The 17,620-nt window shown below is 51.4% G+C and carries 19 protein-coding genes; 16 read left to right on the top strand and 3 right to left on the bottom strand.

Annotation, left to right across the window (positions count from 1 at the left end; translation table 11 throughout):
- Window positions 1-46: 46 nt before the first annotated feature.
- A complete protein-coding gene (mnmG, locus tag ACTHUR_RS08925; protein ID WP_314765966.1) occupies window positions 47-1,942 on the top strand; it encodes a tRNA uridine-5-carboxymethylaminomethyl(34) synthesis enzyme MnmG in 1,896 nt (631 codons plus the stop codon).
- A 156-nt stretch (window positions 1,943-2,098) separates the two neighbouring features.
- Here mnmG and ACTHUR_RS08920 read toward each other — a convergent pair whose 3' ends face one another.
- Window positions 2,099-2,686, bottom strand: a complete 588-nt coding sequence (locus ACTHUR_RS08920) for a GNAT family protein (protein WP_314765965.1) — start codon at window positions 2,684-2,686, stop codon at window positions 2,099-2,101.
- A 94-nt stretch (window positions 2,687-2,780) separates the two neighbouring features.
- A complete protein-coding gene (locus ACTHUR_RS08915; protein WP_070765213.1) occupies window positions 2,781-3,371 on the bottom strand; it encodes a 5-formyltetrahydrofolate cyclo-ligase in 591 nt (196 codons plus the stop codon).
- A gap of 78 nt (window positions 3,372-3,449) precedes the next feature.
- Here ACTHUR_RS08915 and ACTHUR_RS08910 point away from each other — a divergent pair, with 78 nt between their 5' ends.
- From ACTHUR_RS08910 to ACTHUR_RS08845, 14 genes are all read left to right on the top strand, one after another.
- Window positions 3,450-3,692 (top strand): hypothetical protein, encoded by a 243-nt coding sequence (locus ACTHUR_RS08910; RefSeq protein WP_070608453.1) that lies wholly within the window; start codon window positions 3,450-3,452, stop codon window positions 3,690-3,692.
- Between the two features lie 178 nt (window positions 3,693-3,870).
- Window positions 3,871-4,599 carry a 30S ribosomal protein S2 gene (rpsB, locus tag ACTHUR_RS08905; RefSeq protein ID WP_002230071.1) on the top strand — a complete coding sequence of 243 codons (729 nt, stop codon included), beginning with the start codon at window positions 3,871-3,873 and terminating at the stop codon, window positions 4,597-4,599.
- A gap of 123 nt (window positions 4,600-4,722) precedes the next feature.
- Entirely contained in the window at window positions 4,723-5,577 is an 855-nt protein-coding gene (tsf, locus tag ACTHUR_RS08900) for a translation elongation factor Ts (protein WP_002215087.1), read from the top strand.
- 218 nt (window positions 5,578-5,795) lie between these two features.
- Complete coding sequence (gene pyrH, locus ACTHUR_RS08895) at window positions 5,796-6,515, top strand: UMP kinase (RefSeq protein ID WP_003708812.1); 720 nt, start codon at window positions 5,796-5,798, stop codon at window positions 6,513-6,515.
- Between the two features lie 159 nt (window positions 6,516-6,674).
- Complete coding sequence (gene rlmH / locus ACTHUR_RS08890) at window positions 6,675-7,145, top strand: 23S rRNA (pseudouridine(1915)-N(3))-methyltransferase RlmH (RefSeq protein ID WP_036493712.1); 471 nt, start codon at window positions 6,675-6,677, stop codon at window positions 7,143-7,145.
- Window positions 7,146-7,290: 145 nt separating this feature from the next.
- Window positions 7,291-7,932 carry an orotate phosphoribosyltransferase gene (gene pyrE, locus ACTHUR_RS08885; RefSeq protein WP_003682682.1) on the top strand — a complete coding sequence of 214 codons (642 nt, stop codon included), beginning with the start codon at window positions 7,291-7,293 and terminating at the stop codon, window positions 7,930-7,932.
- 101 nt (window positions 7,933-8,033) lie between these two features.
- Window positions 8,034-8,429 carry an MJ0042-type zinc finger domain-containing protein gene (locus tag ACTHUR_RS08880; protein ID WP_150540693.1) on the top strand — a complete coding sequence of 132 codons (396 nt, stop codon included), beginning with the start codon at window positions 8,034-8,036 and terminating at the stop codon, window positions 8,427-8,429.
- Window positions 8,426-9,739, top strand: coding sequence for an amino-acid N-acetyltransferase (gene argA, locus ACTHUR_RS08875; RefSeq protein WP_150540694.1), 1,314 nt, complete (start codon window positions 8,426-8,428; stop codon window positions 9,737-9,739). Before ACTHUR_RS08880 ends, argA begins: the two co-directional genes overlap by 4 nt.
- Window positions 9,740-9,783: 44 nt before the next feature.
- Window positions 9,784-10,563, top strand: a complete 780-nt coding sequence (locus ACTHUR_RS08870; RefSeq protein ID WP_003684015.1) for an exodeoxyribonuclease III — start codon at window positions 9,784-9,786, stop codon at window positions 10,561-10,563.
- A complete protein-coding gene (locus ACTHUR_RS08865) occupies window positions 10,550-10,894 on the top strand; it encodes a hypothetical protein (protein ID WP_049330844.1) in 345 nt (114 codons plus the stop codon). The genes ACTHUR_RS08870 and ACTHUR_RS08865 overlap by 14 nt, the downstream gene beginning before the upstream one ends.
- Window positions 10,895-10,904: 10 nt before the next feature.
- Window positions 10,905-11,438, top strand: coding sequence for an alpha/beta hydrolase (locus tag ACTHUR_RS08860; RefSeq protein WP_440361267.1), 534 nt, complete (start codon window positions 10,905-10,907; stop codon window positions 11,436-11,438).
- 159 nt (window positions 11,439-11,597) lie between these two features.
- Window positions 11,598-13,706 (top strand): TonB-dependent receptor, encoded by a 2,109-nt coding sequence (locus ACTHUR_RS08855; protein WP_440361266.1) that lies wholly within the window; start codon window positions 11,598-11,600, stop codon window positions 13,704-13,706.
- Window positions 13,707-13,875: 169 nt separating this feature from the next.
- The gene (locus ACTHUR_RS08850) at window positions 13,876-14,571 is read left to right on the top strand and encodes a thiol:disulfide interchange protein DsbA/DsbL (protein WP_003749428.1); all 696 of its coding nucleotides are present in this window, start codon (window positions 13,876-13,878) and stop codon (window positions 14,569-14,571) included.
- 141 nt (window positions 14,572-14,712) lie between these two features.
- A complete protein-coding gene (locus ACTHUR_RS08845; protein WP_083314038.1) occupies window positions 14,713-15,012 on the top strand; it encodes a hypothetical protein in 300 nt (99 codons plus the stop codon).
- 102 nt (window positions 15,013-15,114) lie between these two features.
- Here ACTHUR_RS08845 and ffh read toward each other — a convergent pair whose 3' ends face one another.
- Window positions 15,115-16,485, bottom strand: coding sequence for a signal recognition particle protein (ffh, locus tag ACTHUR_RS08840; protein WP_003684000.1), 1,371 nt, complete (start codon window positions 16,483-16,485; stop codon window positions 15,115-15,117).
- A gap of 181 nt (window positions 16,486-16,666) precedes the next feature.
- On the opposite strand from ffh, the gene ACTHUR_RS08835 reads away from it, so the two are divergent.
- Window positions 16,667-17,479 carry a cytochrome C assembly family protein gene (locus ACTHUR_RS08835; protein ID WP_070695210.1) on the top strand — a complete coding sequence of 271 codons (813 nt, stop codon included), beginning with the start codon at window positions 16,667-16,669 and terminating at the stop codon, window positions 17,477-17,479.
- The last annotated feature ends 141 nt before the right edge of the window (window positions 17,480-17,620 follow it).

The raw sequence follows: 17,620 nt of genomic DNA, 5'->3' as shown, positions 1-17,620 counted from the left end.
CCTGATCAACAAAAGGCCGTCTGAAACCTTTACAGAACACATAAACATGACTTACATGATTTACCCCAAAACCTACGACGTGATTGTCGTCGGCGGCGGCCATGCCGGTACCGAAGCCGCACTTGCCGCCGCACGCATGGGTGCGCAAACCCTGCTGCTTTCACACAACATCGAAACCCTCGGTCAAATGTCGTGCAACCCCTCCATCGGCGGTATCGGCAAAGGCCACCTCGTGCGCGAACTCGACGCATTGGGCGGTGCGATGGCGTTGGCCACCGACAAATCCGGCATCCAGTTCCGCCGCTTGAACGCCAGTAAAGGCGCGGCAGTGCGAGCCACGCGCGCGCAGGCAGACCGTATCCTATATAAAGCCGCCATCCGCGAAATGCTGGAAAACCAAGAAAATCTGGAGCTTTTCCAACAAGCCGTTGAAGACGTAACGCTTGATGGCGAACGCATCAGCGGCGTGGTCACCGCGATGGGCGTGGAGTTTAAAGCACGCGCCGTTGTGTTGACTGCCGGCACGTTTTTGTCCGGCAAAATCCATATCGGTTTGGAAAACTACGAAGGCGGCCGCGCCGGCGATCCTGCCGCCAAATCCTTGGGCGGCCGTTTGCGCGAATTGAACCTGCCGCAAGGCCGTCTGAAAACCGGCACGCCGCCGCGCATCGACGGCCGCACGATTGATTTCTCCCAGCTGACCGAACAGCCCGGCGACACGCCCGTGCCCGTCTTCTCCGTGCGCGGCAACGCCGAAATGCACCCGCGCCAAGTGTCCTGCTGGATTACGCATACCAATTTGAAAACACACGAAATTATCCGCAGCGGCTTCGACCGCAGCCCCATGTTCACCGGCAAAATCGAAGGCGTCGGCCCGCGCTACTGCCCGTCTATCGAAGACAAAATCAACCGCTTCGCCGACAAAGACAGCCACCAGATTTTCCTCGAACCCGAAGGCCTGACCACCAACGAATACTACCCCAACGGCATCTCCACCAGCCTGCCGTTCGACATCCAAATTGCGCTCGTGCGCAGCATGAAAGGTCTGGAAAAAGCCCATATCCTGCGCCCCGGCTACGCCATCGAATACGACTACTTCGACCCGCGCAACCTCAAAGCCAGCCTCGAAACCAAAACCATCCAAGGCCTCTTCTTCGCCGGACAAATCAACGGCACAACCGGCTACGAAGAAGCCGCCGCACAAGGCCTGCTTGCAGGCGCGAACGCCGTGCAATACGTCCGCGAACAAGACCCGCTCCTGCTGCGCCGCGAACAAGCCTATCTCGGTGTATTGGTGGACGACCTTATCACCAAAGGCGTGAACGAGCCTTACCGAATGTTCACCAGCCGCGCCGAATACCGCCTGCAACTCAGGGAAGACAACGCCGACATGCGCCTGACCGAAGACGGCTACAAAATCGGTTTGGTGGGTGAAGAGCAATGGCGCATGTTCAACGAAAAACGCGAAGCCATCGAACGCGAAATCCAACGTTTGAAAACAACGTGGTACACGCCGCAAAAACTCGCCGAAGAAGAACAAATCCGCGTGTTCGGCCAAAAACTCAGCCGCGAAGCCAATCTGCACGACCTCCTGCGCCGCCCGAACCTCGACTACGCCGCACTGATGACCCTGCCCGACGCACAACCTGAAACCGCACTTGCCGACAGCGTGGTCGAACAAGTCGAAATCCAAGTCAAATACCAAGGCTATATCGACCGCCAAAACGAAGAAATCGACAGCCGCCGCGACATCGAGACCTTAAAGCTGCCCGAGGATATCGATTACAGCAAAGTCAAAGGTTTGTCGGCAGAAGTGCAGCAAAAGCTCAACCAGCACAAACCCGAAACCGTCGGCCAAGCCAGCCGCATTTCCGGCGTAACGCCTGCCGCCGTTGCATTGCTGATGGTGCATTTGAAACGCGGATTTAAAGATGCGAAGTAAGGTTTAATCCGAATAAAGGCCGTCTGAAATGTTCAGACGGCCTTTATTTATCAGGGGATTGACGGTGTTGCACCTTATTTCATTAATTTTTAAAGAGTTCGGATTTTCAGCAAGATGGGCGTGTTCTGATGAAAAAATGAAGAAGAAAACGTTTTTTCAGGACGCGTCATAAGCTGCCGCTTTTTCGAGCAGTTTTACCCTTGCCTGCGGCCATTCCTCACGCAGCAGGCTGTATTCAACCGTATCGCGCACGCTGCCGTCTTTCCGCAGCTTGTGGCAGCGCAAGATGCCGTCTTGGTGTGCACCCAAGCGTTCGATGGCGCGTTGGGAGGCGGTGTTGAGGTTGTCGGTCTGCCAGCAGGCGCAACGGCAGTTTAAAGTGTCGAAAACGTAGTCGAGCAACATGATTTTGCAGGCGGTATTAATGTGCGTGCGCTGTGCCGACAGGGCATACCATGTGAAACCGATGTAGAGGCGTGGGATGGCGAGGTCGATGTGGTAAAGCGAAGTCGAGCCAACAATTTTTCCCGTGTCTTCGTCGATGACGGCAAAGGCGAGGCGGGTTTGTATGGCGGTGCGGATATAGTCAGCTACTTGGTGGGGTTCGGGCGCGGTGGTTACGTTCAGCTTCCAAACTTCGCCGTCGCAAACTGCTTCGCGCAAACCGGCTTCGTGTGCCGTTGTTAAAGGTTCGAGACGGACGCGATCGAAGGACAAAACGGGAGCGGATGAAAAATCAGCCATGTGGTTTCCTTTGTATTTGATGGTTTGATTTTTCAGACGATCTTTTATAGTGTCTTAACGGACGGCTTTTTTGAGGTCGTCTGAAAGCTATTGATTAATGATGTTTGAACACCAGCACGCCCGACTCCGATACAAACCCGTCCAACGGCAGGTCGTGCGGTTCGCGCGGCAGTGTGTCGGTCAGTTGGCAGCCGAAGCCTACGCCCAGTGTTCGGGTTTGCAGGCGGTATTTCATGGCGGAGAGGGTGGCGTCGTAATAGCCGCCGGCTTGTCCAAGGCGGTAGCCGCGTTTGTCGATGCCGACGATGGGGACCAGCAGCAGGCTGAGTTGGTGGACGCGGATTTTTTTGCCGGTGAATTGGGGGACATGCAATTTGGCGCGGCCGCGTTTGCGTTCTTGTTTGGCGCCGTCGGCAGGGTAGGGGGTGAACCACATCCGCCGCGTGTTCGGTTCGATATAGGGCAGGTAGAGTTTTGCGCCGCGTTTTTGTGCGGCACGGACAAAGCCGTCCAATCGCAATTCCTTGCCCATCGGCCAATACACGCCTATTTTCCGTCCTTTTTTAATGTAGGGCTTGAGCAGGCGGTTGATGGTTTCGGTGGCGGCGTTTCGCTCGGCGGCGCTCATTTGGGCGCGTGCGCGGCGGAACTGTTTGCGTAGTGCCGATTTTTCGGGATTCCTCATTTTCAGACGGCCTTTCGGGATTGCGGTAGAATGTTGCGATTATAACGATTTTGTTAACATTCAAACAGGACGCACACGATGTGGCACATTGTCGCCATCGGCTATCTTTTTGTTGCCGTGATGTTTTCCGCCGCGCAGCCGAGTATTGCGCGCGCGTTGATTTATTTGGTTTTTTGGGCAGTGTTGCCCACCGTGTTCACGGTCTTCGTCGTGACCATCCGCCGCCGCAACCGCCGGATGAAACGGCAGGAGCAGGCGGAGTTTGAAGCGGCCCGCCAAAAGGCGGTACAGACGGATGAAAAACAGGACGGAAAGGTATGAAATCCCTTTTCAGACGGCCTCTTATCCGCTATAATCCGTCAGTTTTCCATTTGGGAAACACGCTTTTATTTTTTTAAAACTTATGCCCACTTTCGCCGAAGGGTGCTTGACAATAGGCGCCGCCTATCAAGTTCTATGCGATTGAATGTGTGCTCTTTAACCCTTTCAAGGAAATAACATGTCTCAAATTACTATGCGTCAGATGATTGAAGCCGGTGTTCACTTCGGTCACCAAACCCGTTTCTGGAACCCGAAAATGGCCCAATACATTTTCGGTGCGCGCAACAAAATCCATATCGTAAACTTGGAAAAAACCCTGCCGATGTTCCAAGAGGCGCAAGAAGCCGTACGTCGTCTGGTTGCCAACAAAGGTACAGTATTGTTCGTAGGTACCAAACGCCAAGCCCGCGACATTATCCGCGAAGAAGCTACCCGTGCCGGTATGCCTTTCGTTGATTACCGCTGGTTGGGTGGTATGCTGACTAACTACAAAACCGTTAAGCAATCCATCAAACGCCTGGAAGAAAAAACTGCTGCCCTGGAAAACGCTGCTGAAGGCGGTTTCAACAAAAAAGAAATTCTGGAAATGCAACGCGACGTTGAAAAACTGGAACGTTCTTTGGGCGGTATCAAAAACATGAAAGGCCTGCCTGACGCGATTTTCGTTATCGATACCGGCTACCAAAAAGGTACTCTGGTTGAGGCTGAAAAATTGGGCATCCCTGTTATCGCCGTAGTCGATACCAACAACAGCCCTGACGGCGTGAAATACGTTATCCCTGGTAACGATGACTCCGCTAAAGCCATCCGCCTGTACTGCCGCGGCATCGCTGACGCAGTTTTGGAAGGCAAAAACCAAGCGCTGCAAGAAACTGTAGCCGCTGCCCAAGAAGCTGCTGCCGAATAATTCGGTACACAGAAGAGGGGCGTTATGCCCCTTTTCTCAAATCCCGTTCTGAAATCCGTTTCAGACGGCCACTATTTCCAAACACGGCAATGGCCGTGTTCCCAAAAATCTAGGAGATTCAAAATGGCAGAAATTACTGCAAAAATGGTTGCCGACCTGCGCGCCGCTACCGGCCTGGGCATGATGGAATGCAAAAAAGCCTTGGTTGAAGCTGAAGGCAACTTCGACAAAGCCGAAGAAATCCTGCGTATTAAATCTGGTGCGAAAGCCGGTAAACTGGCTGGCCGTACTGCTGCCGAAGGCGTATTGGCTTACGCGATCAACGGCAATGTCGGCGCATTGGTTGAAGTAAACTGCGAAACCGACTTCGTTGCTAAAGACGCCGGCTTCGTAGAATTTGCCAACTTCGTTGCTAAAACTGCTGCCGAGAAAAAACCGGCTTCTGTTGAAGAACTGAGCGAACTGGTTGAAGCAGAACGCAAAGCCATCATCGCTAAATTGGGCGAGAACATGTCTGTTCGCCGCTTCCAAGTGATCGACACTGCCAACCAACTGGTTGCCTACATCCACGGTGCTTTGGCTACCGAAGGCGTATTGGTTGAGTACAAAGGCTCTGAAGACGTAGCACGCAAAATCGGTATGCACATCGTTGCCGCTAAACCACAATGCGTAAGCGAAGCCGAAGTAGATGCTGAAACCGTTGAAAAAGAACGCCACATCTACACCGAACAAGCTATCGCTTCCGGCAAACCTGCCGACATCGCCGCTAAAATGGTTGAAGGCCGTATTCGCAAATTCTTGGCTGAAATCACTCTGAACGGCCAAGCATTCGTGATGAACCCTGACCAAACTGTTGCCCAATTCGCTAAAGAAAACGGCACTGAAGTGGTTAGCTTCGTACGCTACAAAGTAGGCGACGGTATCGAGAAAGCCGTTGTTGACTACGCAGCCGAAGTTGCTGCCGCTGCTAAAGTGTAAGGCACTTATGAAAAAGAAAGCACCTAGATTCCAAACGAATCAGGGTGCTTTTTTTTGAGAAAACCGTTTACGGTACCTATTTTAAGACGGCTGAATATAAAGGCCGTCTGAAAACAAAACAATAATAGAACGACACACCATATCATTGTAATCCGACCGTTTGAAAATTCAGACGGCCCGAACTCCGACCGACGACATTCAAGAAAGCAAGGTATCCCATGACACAGCAAATCAAATACAAACGCGTATTACTGAAACTCTCCGGCGAATCCCTGATGGGCTCTGATCCATTCGGCATCAATCACGATACCATCGTTCAAACTGTCGGCGAAATTGCCGAAATCGTGAGAATGGGCGTGCAAGTCGGTATCGTTGTCGGCGGCGGTAACATTTTCCGCGGCGTATCCGCCCAAGCAGGCAGCATGGACCGCGCCACTGCCGACTACATGGGCATGATGGCAACCGTGATGAACGCGTTGGCACTCAAAGACGCATTTGAAACTTTGGGCATCAAAGCGCGCGTACAATCCGCACTGTCTATGCAGCAAATCGCTGAAACTTACGCCCGTCCTAAAGCCATTCAATATTTGGAAGAAGGCAAAGTTGTGATTTTCGCCGCCGGTACCGGTAACCCATTCTTCACGACCGACACTGCCGCTGCATTACGCGGCGCGGAAATGAACTGCGACGTGATGCTCAAAGCCACCAACGTCGACGGCGTGTACACCGCAGACCCGAAAAAAGACCCATCTGCAACACGCTACGAAACCATTACTTTTGACGAAGCCTTGTTGAAAAACCTCAAAGTGATGGATGCCACTGCTTTTGCCCTCTGCCGCGAACGCAAGCTCAATATCGTGGTATTCGGTATTGCTAAAGAAGGCTCGCTCAAACGCGTGGTAACCGGCGAAAACGAAGGTACACTGGTTCACTGCTAATCATTGAAAGGCCGTCTGAAACAGTCGAACGGGATACATTCGGCTTTCAGACGGCCTTTTATTTTCAGTCGGTTGCATGGGTATTGGCTCATGGTTTGAAAAGGTTAAGGGCTTGCTTGACCATAATATCCAACCGACAACGATACAAAAGGATACCCCATGAATATCACCGTCTTGGCTGTCGGCACGAAAATGCCGCGTTGGGTGGATGAAGCCGTCGGCGAGTACGCCAAACGCTTCGGGCGCGATGTTAATTATGCGCTGAAAGAAATCAAGCCAGAGAAACGCGGCGCGGGTGTGAATGCGGCTCAGGGCATGGCGGCTGAAGAAAAACGCCTGCTGGAAGCCATACCGCAGGGCGCGTTTTTGGTGGTATTGGACGAGCGCGGCAAAGCGCCGACTTCGGTCGAATTGGCGCAACATTTGAAAAGCTGGCAGCAAAACGGCGAACACGTCTGCTTTATTATCGGCGGCGCAGACGGCATGACCGACCGTTTGAAACAGCAGGCAAATATGATGATGCGCCTTTCCAGCCTGACCTTGCCGCACGGTATGGTGCGCGTTTTGCTGACCGAGCAGCTTTATCGCGCCGTTTCGATTTTGCACAACCATCCGTATCATCGGGAATAATCCGCTTTGAGTGCAGGGATAAGAAGGCAATGCCGCCTTGTCGGTTTAACGCGGGGTTGAACCTGCTTTCAGACGGCCTGATTTTTCCGCATGAATCCTTTATAATCGTTTCTTTGATAAATCAACATCTTTCGGGAGAACCCAAATGTCCGATTTCCGTCAAGACTTCCTCAAATTCGCTTTGGCACAAAATGTGTTGAAATTCGGCGAATTTACGACCAAGGCCGGCCGTCAGTCGCCTTATTTTTTCAATGCCGGTTTGTTCAATGACGGCGCATCGACTTTGCAGCTGGCGAAGTTTTACGCCGAGGCCATTATTGCCAGCGGCGTGAAATTCGATATGCTGTTCGGCCCAGCCTATAAAGGCATTATTTTGGCGGCGGCAACAGCGATGATGTTGGCGGAAAAAGGCGTAAACGTACCGTTTGCCTACAACCGCAAAGAAGCCAAAGACCACGGCGAGGGCGGCGTGTTGGTGGGTGCGCCTTTGAAAGGCCGCGTGCTGATTATCGATGATGTGATTTCCGCCGGTACATCCGTGCGCGAGTCGGTCAAACTGATTGAGGCCGAAGGCGCAACGCCTGCCGCAGTGGCTATTGCGCTCGACCGCATGGAAAAAGGCACGGGCGAATTGTCGGCGGTGCAGGAAGTCGAAAAACAATACGGCCTGCCGGTGGTTTCGATTGCCAACCTGAATGACTTGTTCACGCTCTTGCAAAACAATGCCGAATTTGGCGGCTTCTTCGAGCCGGTCAAAGCCTATCGCGAACGTTACGGCGCGGTTTAAACCATAACATCATGCTCAGGTCGTCTGAAAACTGTTTCAGACGGCCTGAAACATTAGCTAAAATATATATTTTTGATTCAATACACTTACGGAAAATACTCATGCCTGCTTGTTCTTGTCCTCATTGTAAAACACCACATTGGGTGAAAGATGCCCAGTTGAACGTGGCGCAGGGTTTCGTGGTCTGCACGCGTTGTTCGGGGATGTTTAAGGCCAAGGATTATCTGTCGGGCAACCTGCCGGCCGATCCGGCTCATCTGCCTGTGGCGGTAACGGATGTGCGCCTCGTGCATAACATCGGCGCGCAAATCCTCAAGCATTCCAAACTCTCGCGCAAAGAAATTTCCAATTTGCTCAACAGCGCGATCAAGGAAGAGCCTAAGGCGGAAGAGCAGGCGGCGGTCAAAACGCGCAAGGACGGTTTCAACTGGACGTTGGCATCGCTGATTGCGCTGACGGTTTTGATTATGCAACTCTTTTATCTTGCCCTGCTATGAGTGCCATCGCCCATTTTGTTGCCAGCTTTCGCGAGGCCGCGCCCTATATACAATATTTGCGCGGCAAAACCATGGTGGTCGGCGTGACCGACAGCTTGTTGGAAGGCGAAACCCTGATTCGTTTGGCCGCAGATTTGAACCTGTTGGCCAGCTTGGGCTTGCGTTTGGTCTTGGTACATGGTTCGCGGCATTTGCTCGACAAATTGGCTTCGGGTCGGGATTTTGTTCCGAAATACAGCGGCAGCCGACGAATTACCGATGAAGCAACTTTGATGGAAGTGAAGCAGGTGGCGGGGATTATCCGCAGCGATGTCGAAGCCGCCTTGTTCAGCAGCGTATCCGCACCGCAACGGAGCAAGCCGCCGGTTATCGCGTGCGGCAACTTTATTACCGCCCGTCCGTTGGGCGTTATCGACGGTGTGGACATGGGCTATACCGGTACCGTCCGCAAAATCGACGCAGAAGAAATCCGTTTGCGCTTAGATGGCGGCGCCGTGGTGCTGATCAGCCCTTTGGGGCATTCGTACAGCGGCAAAACCTTCAATCTGAGTATGTGTGAAACCGCTCAGGAAGTGGCAATGGCTTTGCAGGCGGAGAAGCTGGTTTTCTTGACCGAAGAAGCCGGTATCCGTCGTGCCGACGGCTCTTTGGCCAATACTTTGTCTGTCGGTGAAGTGCAGGAGCTGATACACGATAATCCCGATGCGCCGGCCGATTTGTTGCATGCAGCGGTAGGTGCGTTGGAAAACGGCGTATCGCGGGTGCAGATTCTCAACGGCCGTGAAGACGGCAGCCTGTTGCGCGAGCTGTTTACCCGCGAGGGCAGCGGTACATCTATTGCCCGTGAGCCGTTTGTTTCCATCCGTCAGGCACGCAGCGACGACATTCCGCACATCATCGCCTTAATCCGTCCGTTGGCGGAACAAGGCATCTTGTTACACCGCAGCCGCGAGTATTTGGAAAACCATATTTCTAGTTTTTCCGTATTGGAACACGATCAAAACATTTACGGCTGCGTGGCGTTGAAAACCTTTTCCGAACCGGACTGCGGCGAATTGGCCTGCCTGGTGGTGTCGCCCGAAGCGCGTGATGGCGGCTACGGCGAATTGCTGTTGGAACATCTGTTTCAAAAAGCACGCGCCTTAAATATTAAAACGCTCTTCGCCTTATCCACGCATACGGGCGAATGGTTTGTCGAACGAGGCTTTCAGACGGCCTTAGCCGATGACCTGCCTGCCGAACGCCGGCAGGAATACAATGCCAACGGCCGCAATTCCAAAGTATTTGTTTATGACTTGCAGGCCGTCTGAAAACTCCAATCCTATTATCCGTTTTTAAAAATTACTCAAATCTTATGTTGAAAATCATCTCTGCCAACGTCAACGGCATCCGCTCCGCCTATAAAAAAGGTTTTTATGAATACATCGCCGCATCGGGCGCGGACATTGTCTGCGTGCAGGAACTGAAAGCTCAAGAAGCCGACCTGTCAGACGATATGAAGAATCCGCACGGTATGCACGGCTACTGGCATTGCGCCGAAAAGCGCGGTTACAGCGGCGTGGCGGTGTACAGTAAACGCAAACCCGACAATGTGCAAATCGGCATGGGCATTGAAGAATTCGACAGGGAAGGCCGTTTTGTCCGTTGCGATTTCGGCAAGTTGTCGGTAATTTCGCTGTATCTGCCCAGCGGCAGCAGCGCGGAAGAGCGCCAACAAGTGAAATACCGCTTTTTGGACGCGTTCTATCCCATGCTCGAAGCCATGAAAAACGAAGGGCGCGATATCGTCGTCTGCGGCGACTGGAACATTGCCCACCAAAACATCGACTTGAAAAACTGGAAGGGCAATCAGAAAAATTCGGGCTTCTTGCCAGAAGAGCGCGAATGGATAGGCAAAGTCATCCACAAACTCGGTTGGACGGATATGTGGCGCACACTTTATCCCGATGTGCCGGGCTATACCTGGTGGAGTAACCGCGGACAAGCGTATGCGAAAGATGTCGGGTGGCGTATCGATTATCAGATGGTGACGCCGGAGTTGGCCGCCAAGGCCGTTTCCGCACACGTTTATAAAGATGAAAAATTCTCAGATCACGCCCCGTTAGTTGTGGAGTATGACTATGTTGCCGAATAAGGTTTTTGGTAAATATGATTGGAATATAAACGGCAAGACTGGCGTAGGTGCGGCGTGGGTCGTGGCGGCATTTGTATTGCCCATGCTGGTGTGGGCGGTGTTTATGTTGGCACGGATGTCCGGTTGGGTTGCGCCGACCAAGGCCAATCCGACGTGGGCGTTGGTATGGCTGCTGTTTTCTCTGCCTTGCCTGCTGATTGCGGCCAAATGTTTTGCTTGGAAGGGTTGGCGGCTGATTGCCAACATCGTACTTTGTTTGGCGACTTGTGCCATCCTCAGCGTGCCAGCCGCATTGCTGATTGCATTTACACTCAACGACTTGCTCAAATAGGCCGTCTGAAATGCAGAGCTTCGAACTCGAAGAAATGGCACTGTTTCTGATACGCGATGCGGATGAAGCGGAAATGTGGATAGATCGCTGGGCGGTCAGCTATCCGATTGTTCAAACTGCCGAAGCCGATAGTCGGCAAACCATTTCCGAATGGCAACACGCTATTCAGACGGCCTTCGACCATATCGTCAGCAGAAATATTGCCGTCGTGGCTCATGGTGCCGGCGTGTCCGCATTTTTAGCATGGCTGTACCAAGCCGACATCCTGACGCAAAAACGCCTGACCAATATTATTTTGGTCTCGCCGCGTCCCGAAGCTTTTCCCAAGGACGAAATCCATACGTTCCAACGTGTCCGCTGTCCTTGCCGTACGGCGTTGGTCATCGCCGAAACAAACGGCACGCCACGCGATTGGGCGCAAGAACAGGCTGACCGCTGGCATGCACGCCTGCTTCAATCGCCGCATTCGGGCCAGTTAAACGGCGCACTCAGCGGCTGGCAATGGGGCATGAAGCTGATGCAGGAAATGCTGTTGAGTAAGTAGTTTAGAAGTGCCTATCAAGAAGAGAGGCCGTCTGAAACCGATATGTGTTTCAGACGGCCTTTGTTTACAAATATCATGTTAAATATAATTAAAAGAAACTATTCTCATTTCTTTTGTGAGACAATATAATTCGGTTGTTTCGTTAAATTGAGTATAAAAATGCAAATACCATTTCATTTGGCTTTATTACCCACGCTGATTATCGCTTCTTTCCCTGTTACTGCCGCCGATACGCAGGACAATGGTGAACATTACACCGCTACTTTGCCCACTGTTTCTGTGGTCGGGCAGTCTGACACCAGCGTACTCAAGGGCTACATCAACTACGACGAAGCCGCCGTTACCCGCAACGGACAGCTCATCAAAGAAACGCCGCAAACCGTCGATACGCTCAATATCCAGAAAAACAAAAATTACGGTACGAACGATTTGAGTTCCATCCTCGAAGGCAATGCCGGCATTGACGCTGCCTACGATATGCGCGGCGAAAGCATTTTCCTGCGCGGCTTCCAAGCCGATGCATCCGATATTTACCGCGACGGCGTGCGCGAAAGCGGACAAGTGCGTCGCAGTACCGCCAACATCGAGCGCGTGGAAATCCTGAAAGGCCCGTCTTCCGTCCTTTACGGCCGCACCAACGGCGGTGGCGTTATCAACATGGTCAGCAAATACGCCAACTTCAAACAAAGCCGCAACATCGGTGCAGTTTACGGCTCGTGGGCAAACCGCAGCCTGAATATGGACATCAACGAAGTGCTGAACAAAAACGTCGCCATCCGCCTCACCGGCGAAGTCGGGCGCGCCAATTCGTTCCGCAGCGGCATAGACAGCAAAAATGTCATGGTTTCGCCCAGCATTACCGTCAAACTCGACAACGGCTTGAAATGGACGGGACAATATACCTACGACAATGTGGAGCGCACGCCCGACCGCAGCCCGACCAAGTCCGTGTACGACCGCTTCGGACTGCCTTACCGCATGGGCTTTGCCCACCCGAACGATTTTGTGAAAGACAAGCTGCAAGTTTGGCGTTCCGACCTTGAATACGCCTTCAATGACAAATGGCGCGCCCAATGGCAGCTTGCCCACCGCACGGCGGCGCAGGATTTCGACCATTTTCATGCAGGCAGCGAAAACGGCAGCCGAATCAAACGCAACTACGCCTGGCAGCAGACCGACAACAAAACCCTGTCGTCCAATTTCACGCTCAACGGCGACTACAACATCGGCCGTTTTGAAAACCACCTGACCGTAGGCATGGATTACAGCCGCGAACACCGCAACCCGACATTGGGTTACAGCCGCGCCTTTACTGCCTCCATCGACCCTTACGACCGCGCAAGCTGGCCGGCTTCGGGTAGATTGCAGCCCGTACTGACCGAAAACCGCCACAAAGCCGACTCCTACGGCATCTTTGTGCAAAACATCTTCTCCGCCACGCCCGATTTGAAATTCGTCCTCGGCGGCCGTTACGACAAGTACACCTTCAATTCAGAAAACAAACTCACCGGCAGCCGCCGCCAATACAGCGGTCACTCATTCAGCCCCAACATCGGCGCAGTGTGGAACGCAACGCCTGCCCACACGCTCTACGCCTCGTATAACAAAGGCTTCGCACCTTATGGCGGACGCGGCTATTTGAGCATCGATACGTCGTCTTCCGCCGTGTTCAACGCCGACCCCGAGTACACCCGCCAATACGAAACCGGCGTTAAAAGCAGTTGGCTAGACGACCGCCTCAGCACTACGTTGTCTGCCTACCAAATAGAACGCTTCAATATCCGCTACCGCCCCGACGCGCAAAATGATCCCTACACTTGGGCAGTCGGCGGTAAACACCGTTCGCGTGGCGTGGAATTGTCCGCCATCGGGCAAATCATTCCCAAAAAACTCTATCTGCGCGGTTCGTTGGGCGTGATGCAGGCGAAAGTCGTTGAAGACAAAGACAATCCCGACCGAGTGGGCATTCATTTGAATAACACCAGCAACGTTACCGGCAACCTGTTTTTCCGTTACACCCCAACCGAAAACCTCTATGGCGAAATCGGCGTAACCGGTACGGGCAAACGCTACGGCTACGATTCAAGAAACAAAGAAGTTACCACGCTTCCCGGCTTTGCCCGAGTTGATGCCATGCTCGGCTGGAACCATAAAAACGTCAACGTTACCTTTGCCGCAGCCAATCTGCTCAATCAAAAATATTGGCGTTCGGACGCCATGCCGGGTAATCCGCGTGGCTATACCGCCCGGGTAAATTACCGTTTCTGATGAAATCAGGCAAAGGCCGTCTGAAAATAAGGCTATGATCTAAGCCATATTTCAGACGGCCTTTATAAAGGTTGAAATAAAACTAAACACATTTTTTCACTCAAATCGAACACACCTCCAACGAAATGCCATAAAATCCGCCCATTGATTTGAATGTAAAGAGATACCTATGAAACTGAAAACCTTAGCCTTGACTTCATTGACCCTGTTGGCATTGGCCGCTTGCGGCAAACAGGCGGAAACCAGCGTTCCGGCAGACAGCGCCCAAAGCAACACATCCGCTCCGGCAGCCCCTGCCGCATTGACCGAAGGTGTCAATTACACCGTATTGTCCAATCCGATTCCGCAACAGCAGGCCGGCAAAATCGAAGTATTGGAATTCTTCGGCTACTTCTGCCCGCATTGCGCCCATCTTGAGCCGGTTTTGAGCGAGCACATCAAAACGTTTAAAGACGATACCTATATGCGCCGGGAGCATGTTGTGTGGGGTGATGAAATGAAACCTTTGGCACGTTTGGCGGCCGCAGTGGAAATGGCCGGTGAATCAGATAAAGCCAACAGCCATATTTTCGATGCGATGGTTAACCAAAAAATCAACTTGGCCGATACCGATACCCTGAAAAAATGGTTGTCTGAGCAAACCGCGTTTGACGGCAAAAAAGTATTGGCTGCATTTGAAGCGCCCGAAAGCCAAGCACGTGCGGCCCAAATGGAAGAATTGACCAATAAATTCCAAATCAGCGGCACACCGACTGTGATCGTTGGTGGCAAATACCAAGTCGAATTTAAAGACTGGCAGTCCGGCATGACCACGATTGACCAGTTGGTGGACAAAGTACGCGAAGAGCAGAAAAAGCCGCAATAAGTTGAGGATTGAATAAGCAAGGATTTCGCGCTCCTTCCACTTCGTTTTCCTTTACTATGCTGAAAGATCCAAACAATGTGTGATTACTGTTCTGACCTGCGACCTACCGTTCGTATCAGGGTTCCGAAAGAATTATCGCAAATGTTACTGCGAGCCTCTGATCGTTTAGCAGACGGCACGCTCATCGACATTACCCCAGCCTACGCCAAAGTTTATGGTCCCAGCCTTGATTTTGCTAAAACCATTGCCAATAGCGGTTACATTACCCATACTGATTCTCAGGGTAATCGTGACATATATGGTTGGAACGATTTCGTGGTACATTATTTTCAATGTACGCACTGCAATGCCGTTTTCAGGCTTGGTGCCGAAACCTACCATGGTAGTGGTGGCCAATGGGAAATGTTGGAAGAGGCATCGGTACGCTATGAAAATCCTTAAAAGGAATAGATTTCATAGTTATATGTGAATAGTAATTCTTGCTAGAGTAAAAATAAAAACGCCGTCTGAAACTTTTCAGACGGCGTTTACTGTCAAATTAGCTTACAAACCCGGGAACATGCCTTTCATTCCCTTCATACCTTTGGCCAAGCGCATCAGTTTGCCCAAACCGTTGCCGCTGAACATCTTCATCATCTGTTGCATTTGTTCAAACTGCTTGAGCAATTTGTTCACTTCCTGCACGGTCGTACCCGCGCCCATTGCAATACGGCGTTTGCGGCTGGCTTTGAGCAGGGCAGGGTTAGCGCGTTCTTTTGGAGTCATCGAGTTGATGATGGCTTCTACTTTGCCCATCGCTTTTTCAGCCGTGCCTTCGGGGATTTGTTTCGATATTTGACCCAGTTCGCCCGGCATTTTCGACATCAGGTTTTCCAAGCCGCCCATATTGCGCATCTGTTGGATTTGTTCTTTAAAGTCATTGAGGTCGAAGCCTTTGCCTTTTTGCAGCTTTTTTGCCATTTTGGCGGCGGCTTCTTCATCAATACCTTTTTGAACGTCTTCAATCAGGGTCAATACGTCGCCCATGCCGAGGATACGGCTGGCAAGACGGTCGGGGTGGAAAGGTTCGAGGCCGTTGATTTTCTCGCCGACACCGATAAATTTAATCGGTTTGCCGGTTACATGGCGTACGGACAATGCCGCACCGCCGCGCGAGTCGCCGTCCATCTTGGTCAATACGACACCGGTCAGCGGCAGGGCTTCATTAAATGCCTGAGCAGTGTTCACAGCATCCTGACCTAACATGGCATCGATGACGAACAAAGTTTCAACCGGGTTAACCGCAGCATGAAGCGCTTTGATTTCGTTCATCATTTCTTCATCGATTGCCAGGCGGCCGGCGGTATCGACCATCAATACATCGTAAAAATGTTTTTTGGCGTAATCGACGGCGGCAGTTGCAATCTCAACCGGTTTTTGGTTGGTATCGGATGGGAAAAAGTCCACGCCGACCTGTTCGGCCAATAGGCGCAGCTGTTCAATCGCGGCAGGGCGGTAAACGTCGGCAGATACCACCAAAACTTTTTTCTTCTGATCGTTTTTCAGCAGGCGGGCGAGTTTGCCGACGGTTGTTGTCTTACCGGCACCCTGCAAACCGGCCATTAAAACGATGGCAGGCGGTGAAACCGATAAATCCAGTGTTTTGTTTTCCTTGCCCATCAGCTCGACTAAGGCTTGGTTGACCACACCAATAAAGGCTTGGTCAGGTGTCAGACTGCCGACGACTTCTTGACCAAGGGCCTGTTCTTTGACTGTGTTGACGAATTCTTTAACGACGGGCAATGCAACGTCGGCTTCCAGCAGGGCAAGACGAACCTCGCGCAAGGCTTCTTTAATATTGTCTTCGGTCAGTGTTGATTGGCCGCGAATATTTTTAAGTACCTTGCTGAAGCGGTTGGTCAGGTTGTCTAACATACTTATCCTTGATAATGAGAATAGCTGCCCAATACAGGGCATTCTTTGTTAAAATAAAATTCGGATTATTTTACACGATAGTCCGAAGTTATGCTTCAAGAACACAAACACGACACCAAGGCCGTCTGAAACCCTGCCGGGTGTCCGTCTAGTGTTCACACGTCTATTGAGAAAGATATTTATGCCGATTGTCTTAATCTGCCTTATGCTGGTGTATGCCGGATTGGGCGTATTTTCCTGGTTGCAACATAAAAAGCACAATAATAAGTCTTACCCGCTGAAAACCGAGCTGCTGATTTTGAGTGGCGCATTATTGGTACATGGCGCAGCATTAATGTTCCCTGTATTGCAGGATAGGGTATTGATTACCGGTTTTGGTTATTCTCTCAGTCTGATAGTTTGGCTGATGCTGATGATGTACTGCCTGGGCAGCTTCTTTTATTGTCTGCGCGGTGTGCAACTCTTATTGTATCCCTGTGCTGCATTGACCTTATTGCTGGGTTTCCTTTTCCCGGGAGATTTCACAGGTCGTCAAATTGTAGACTTATTGCCGCTATCGCACATTGCATCATCATTGCTCGCATACGGATTGTTTGGCATCGTTACCTTATTTGCCATCCTGATCCTTTTGCTCGACCGCAATCTGCACAAACGCCGTTTTTCCGCATTAGTTAGTTTCTTGCCGCCATTATTGAGTTTGGAAAAACTTATGTTCCAAGGTATGTGGGCAGGATTCGTTTTATTGACCTATTCAGTTATCAGCGGGACGTTTTTTGCCGAAGCCATTTTCGGCAAACCCATGACCTTCACGCATAAAACCATCTTCAGTATTATGTCGTGGCTGATTTATGGCGCATTATTGTTGAAACACAGCATGACCGCATGGCGCGGCAAGAAAGCCGCCGTTTGGACTATTGTCGGATTTGTCAGTCTGATTTTTGCCTATGTGGGCAGTAAATTTGTCCTAGAAATTGTCCTTCAACGTATTGGATAAATAGAAACCATAAAAAAAGGCCGTCTGAAAGAGCATTTCAGACGGCCTTTAGTTTGTATTTTTTTGTATGTATGGATAGTGTGGGAGTTTGATAGTATTTTTTTAGAAATAAAAACCCTGTTAAAACAGGGAAGTGATTAA

It is taken from the genome of Neisseria sp. P0021.S007 (assembly GCF_051956855.1).
Note: the sequence above shows the minus strand (reverse complement) of the source record. Positions and strands in the feature narration are given on the sequence as shown.

Bases quoted from the DNA above. Each gene is read 5' to 3' on its own strand.
- pyrH (WP_003708812.1), top strand. From the start codon at position 5,796: ATGACACAGCAAATCAAATACAAACGCGTATTACTGAAACTCTCCGGC.
- ACTHUR_RS08910 (WP_070608453.1), top strand. From the start codon at position 3,450: ATGTGGCACATTGTCGCCATCGGCTATCTTTTTGTTGCCGTGATGTTT.
- ACTHUR_RS08870 (WP_003684015.1), top strand. From the start codon at position 9,784: ATGTTGAAAATCATCTCTGCCAACGTCAACGGCATCCGCTCCGCCTAT.
- ACTHUR_RS08920 (WP_314765965.1), bottom strand. From the start codon at position 2,686: ATGGCTGATTTTTCATCCGCTCCCGTTTTGTCCTTCGATCGCGTCCGT.
- ffh (WP_003684000.1), bottom strand. From the start codon at position 16,485: ATGTTAGACAACCTGACCAACCGCTTCAGCAAGGTACTTAAAAATATT.
- rpsB (WP_002230071.1), top strand. From the start codon at position 3,871: ATGTCTCAAATTACTATGCGTCAGATGATTGAAGCCGGTGTTCACTTC.
- pyrE (WP_003682682.1), top strand. From the start codon at position 7,291: ATGTCCGATTTCCGTCAAGACTTCCTCAAATTCGCTTTGGCACAAAAT.
- ACTHUR_RS08850 (WP_003749428.1), top strand. From the start codon at position 13,876: ATGAAACTGAAAACCTTAGCCTTGACTTCATTGACCCTGTTGGCATTG.
- ACTHUR_RS08880 (WP_150540693.1), top strand. From the start codon at position 8,034: ATGCCTGCTTGTTCTTGTCCTCATTGTAAAACACCACATTGGGTGAAA.
- mnmG (WP_314765966.1), top strand. From the start codon at position 47: ATGACTTACATGATTTACCCCAAAACCTACGACGTGATTGTCGTCGGC.
- ACTHUR_RS08855 (WP_440361266.1), top strand. From the start codon at position 11,598: ATGCAAATACCATTTCATTTGGCTTTATTACCCACGCTGATTATCGCT.
- argA (WP_150540694.1), top strand. From the start codon at position 8,426: ATGAGTGCCATCGCCCATTTTGTTGCCAGCTTTCGCGAGGCCGCGCCC.
- ACTHUR_RS08915 (WP_070765213.1), bottom strand. From the start codon at position 3,371: ATGAGGAATCCCGAAAAATCGGCACTACGCAAACAGTTCCGCCGCGCA.
- rlmH (WP_036493712.1), top strand. From the start codon at position 6,675: ATGAATATCACCGTCTTGGCTGTCGGCACGAAAATGCCGCGTTGGGTG.
- tsf (WP_002215087.1), top strand. From the start codon at position 4,723: ATGGCAGAAATTACTGCAAAAATGGTTGCCGACCTGCGCGCCGCTACC.
- ACTHUR_RS08865 (WP_049330844.1), top strand. From the start codon at position 10,550: ATGTTGCCGAATAAGGTTTTTGGTAAATATGATTGGAATATAAACGGC.
- ACTHUR_RS08845 (WP_083314038.1), top strand. From the start codon at position 14,713: ATGTTACTGCGAGCCTCTGATCGTTTAGCAGACGGCACGCTCATCGAC.
- ACTHUR_RS08835 (WP_070695210.1), top strand. From the start codon at position 16,667: ATGCCGATTGTCTTAATCTGCCTTATGCTGGTGTATGCCGGATTGGGC.
- ACTHUR_RS08860 (WP_440361267.1), top strand. From the start codon at position 10,905: ATGCAGAGCTTCGAACTCGAAGAAATGGCACTGTTTCTGATACGCGAT.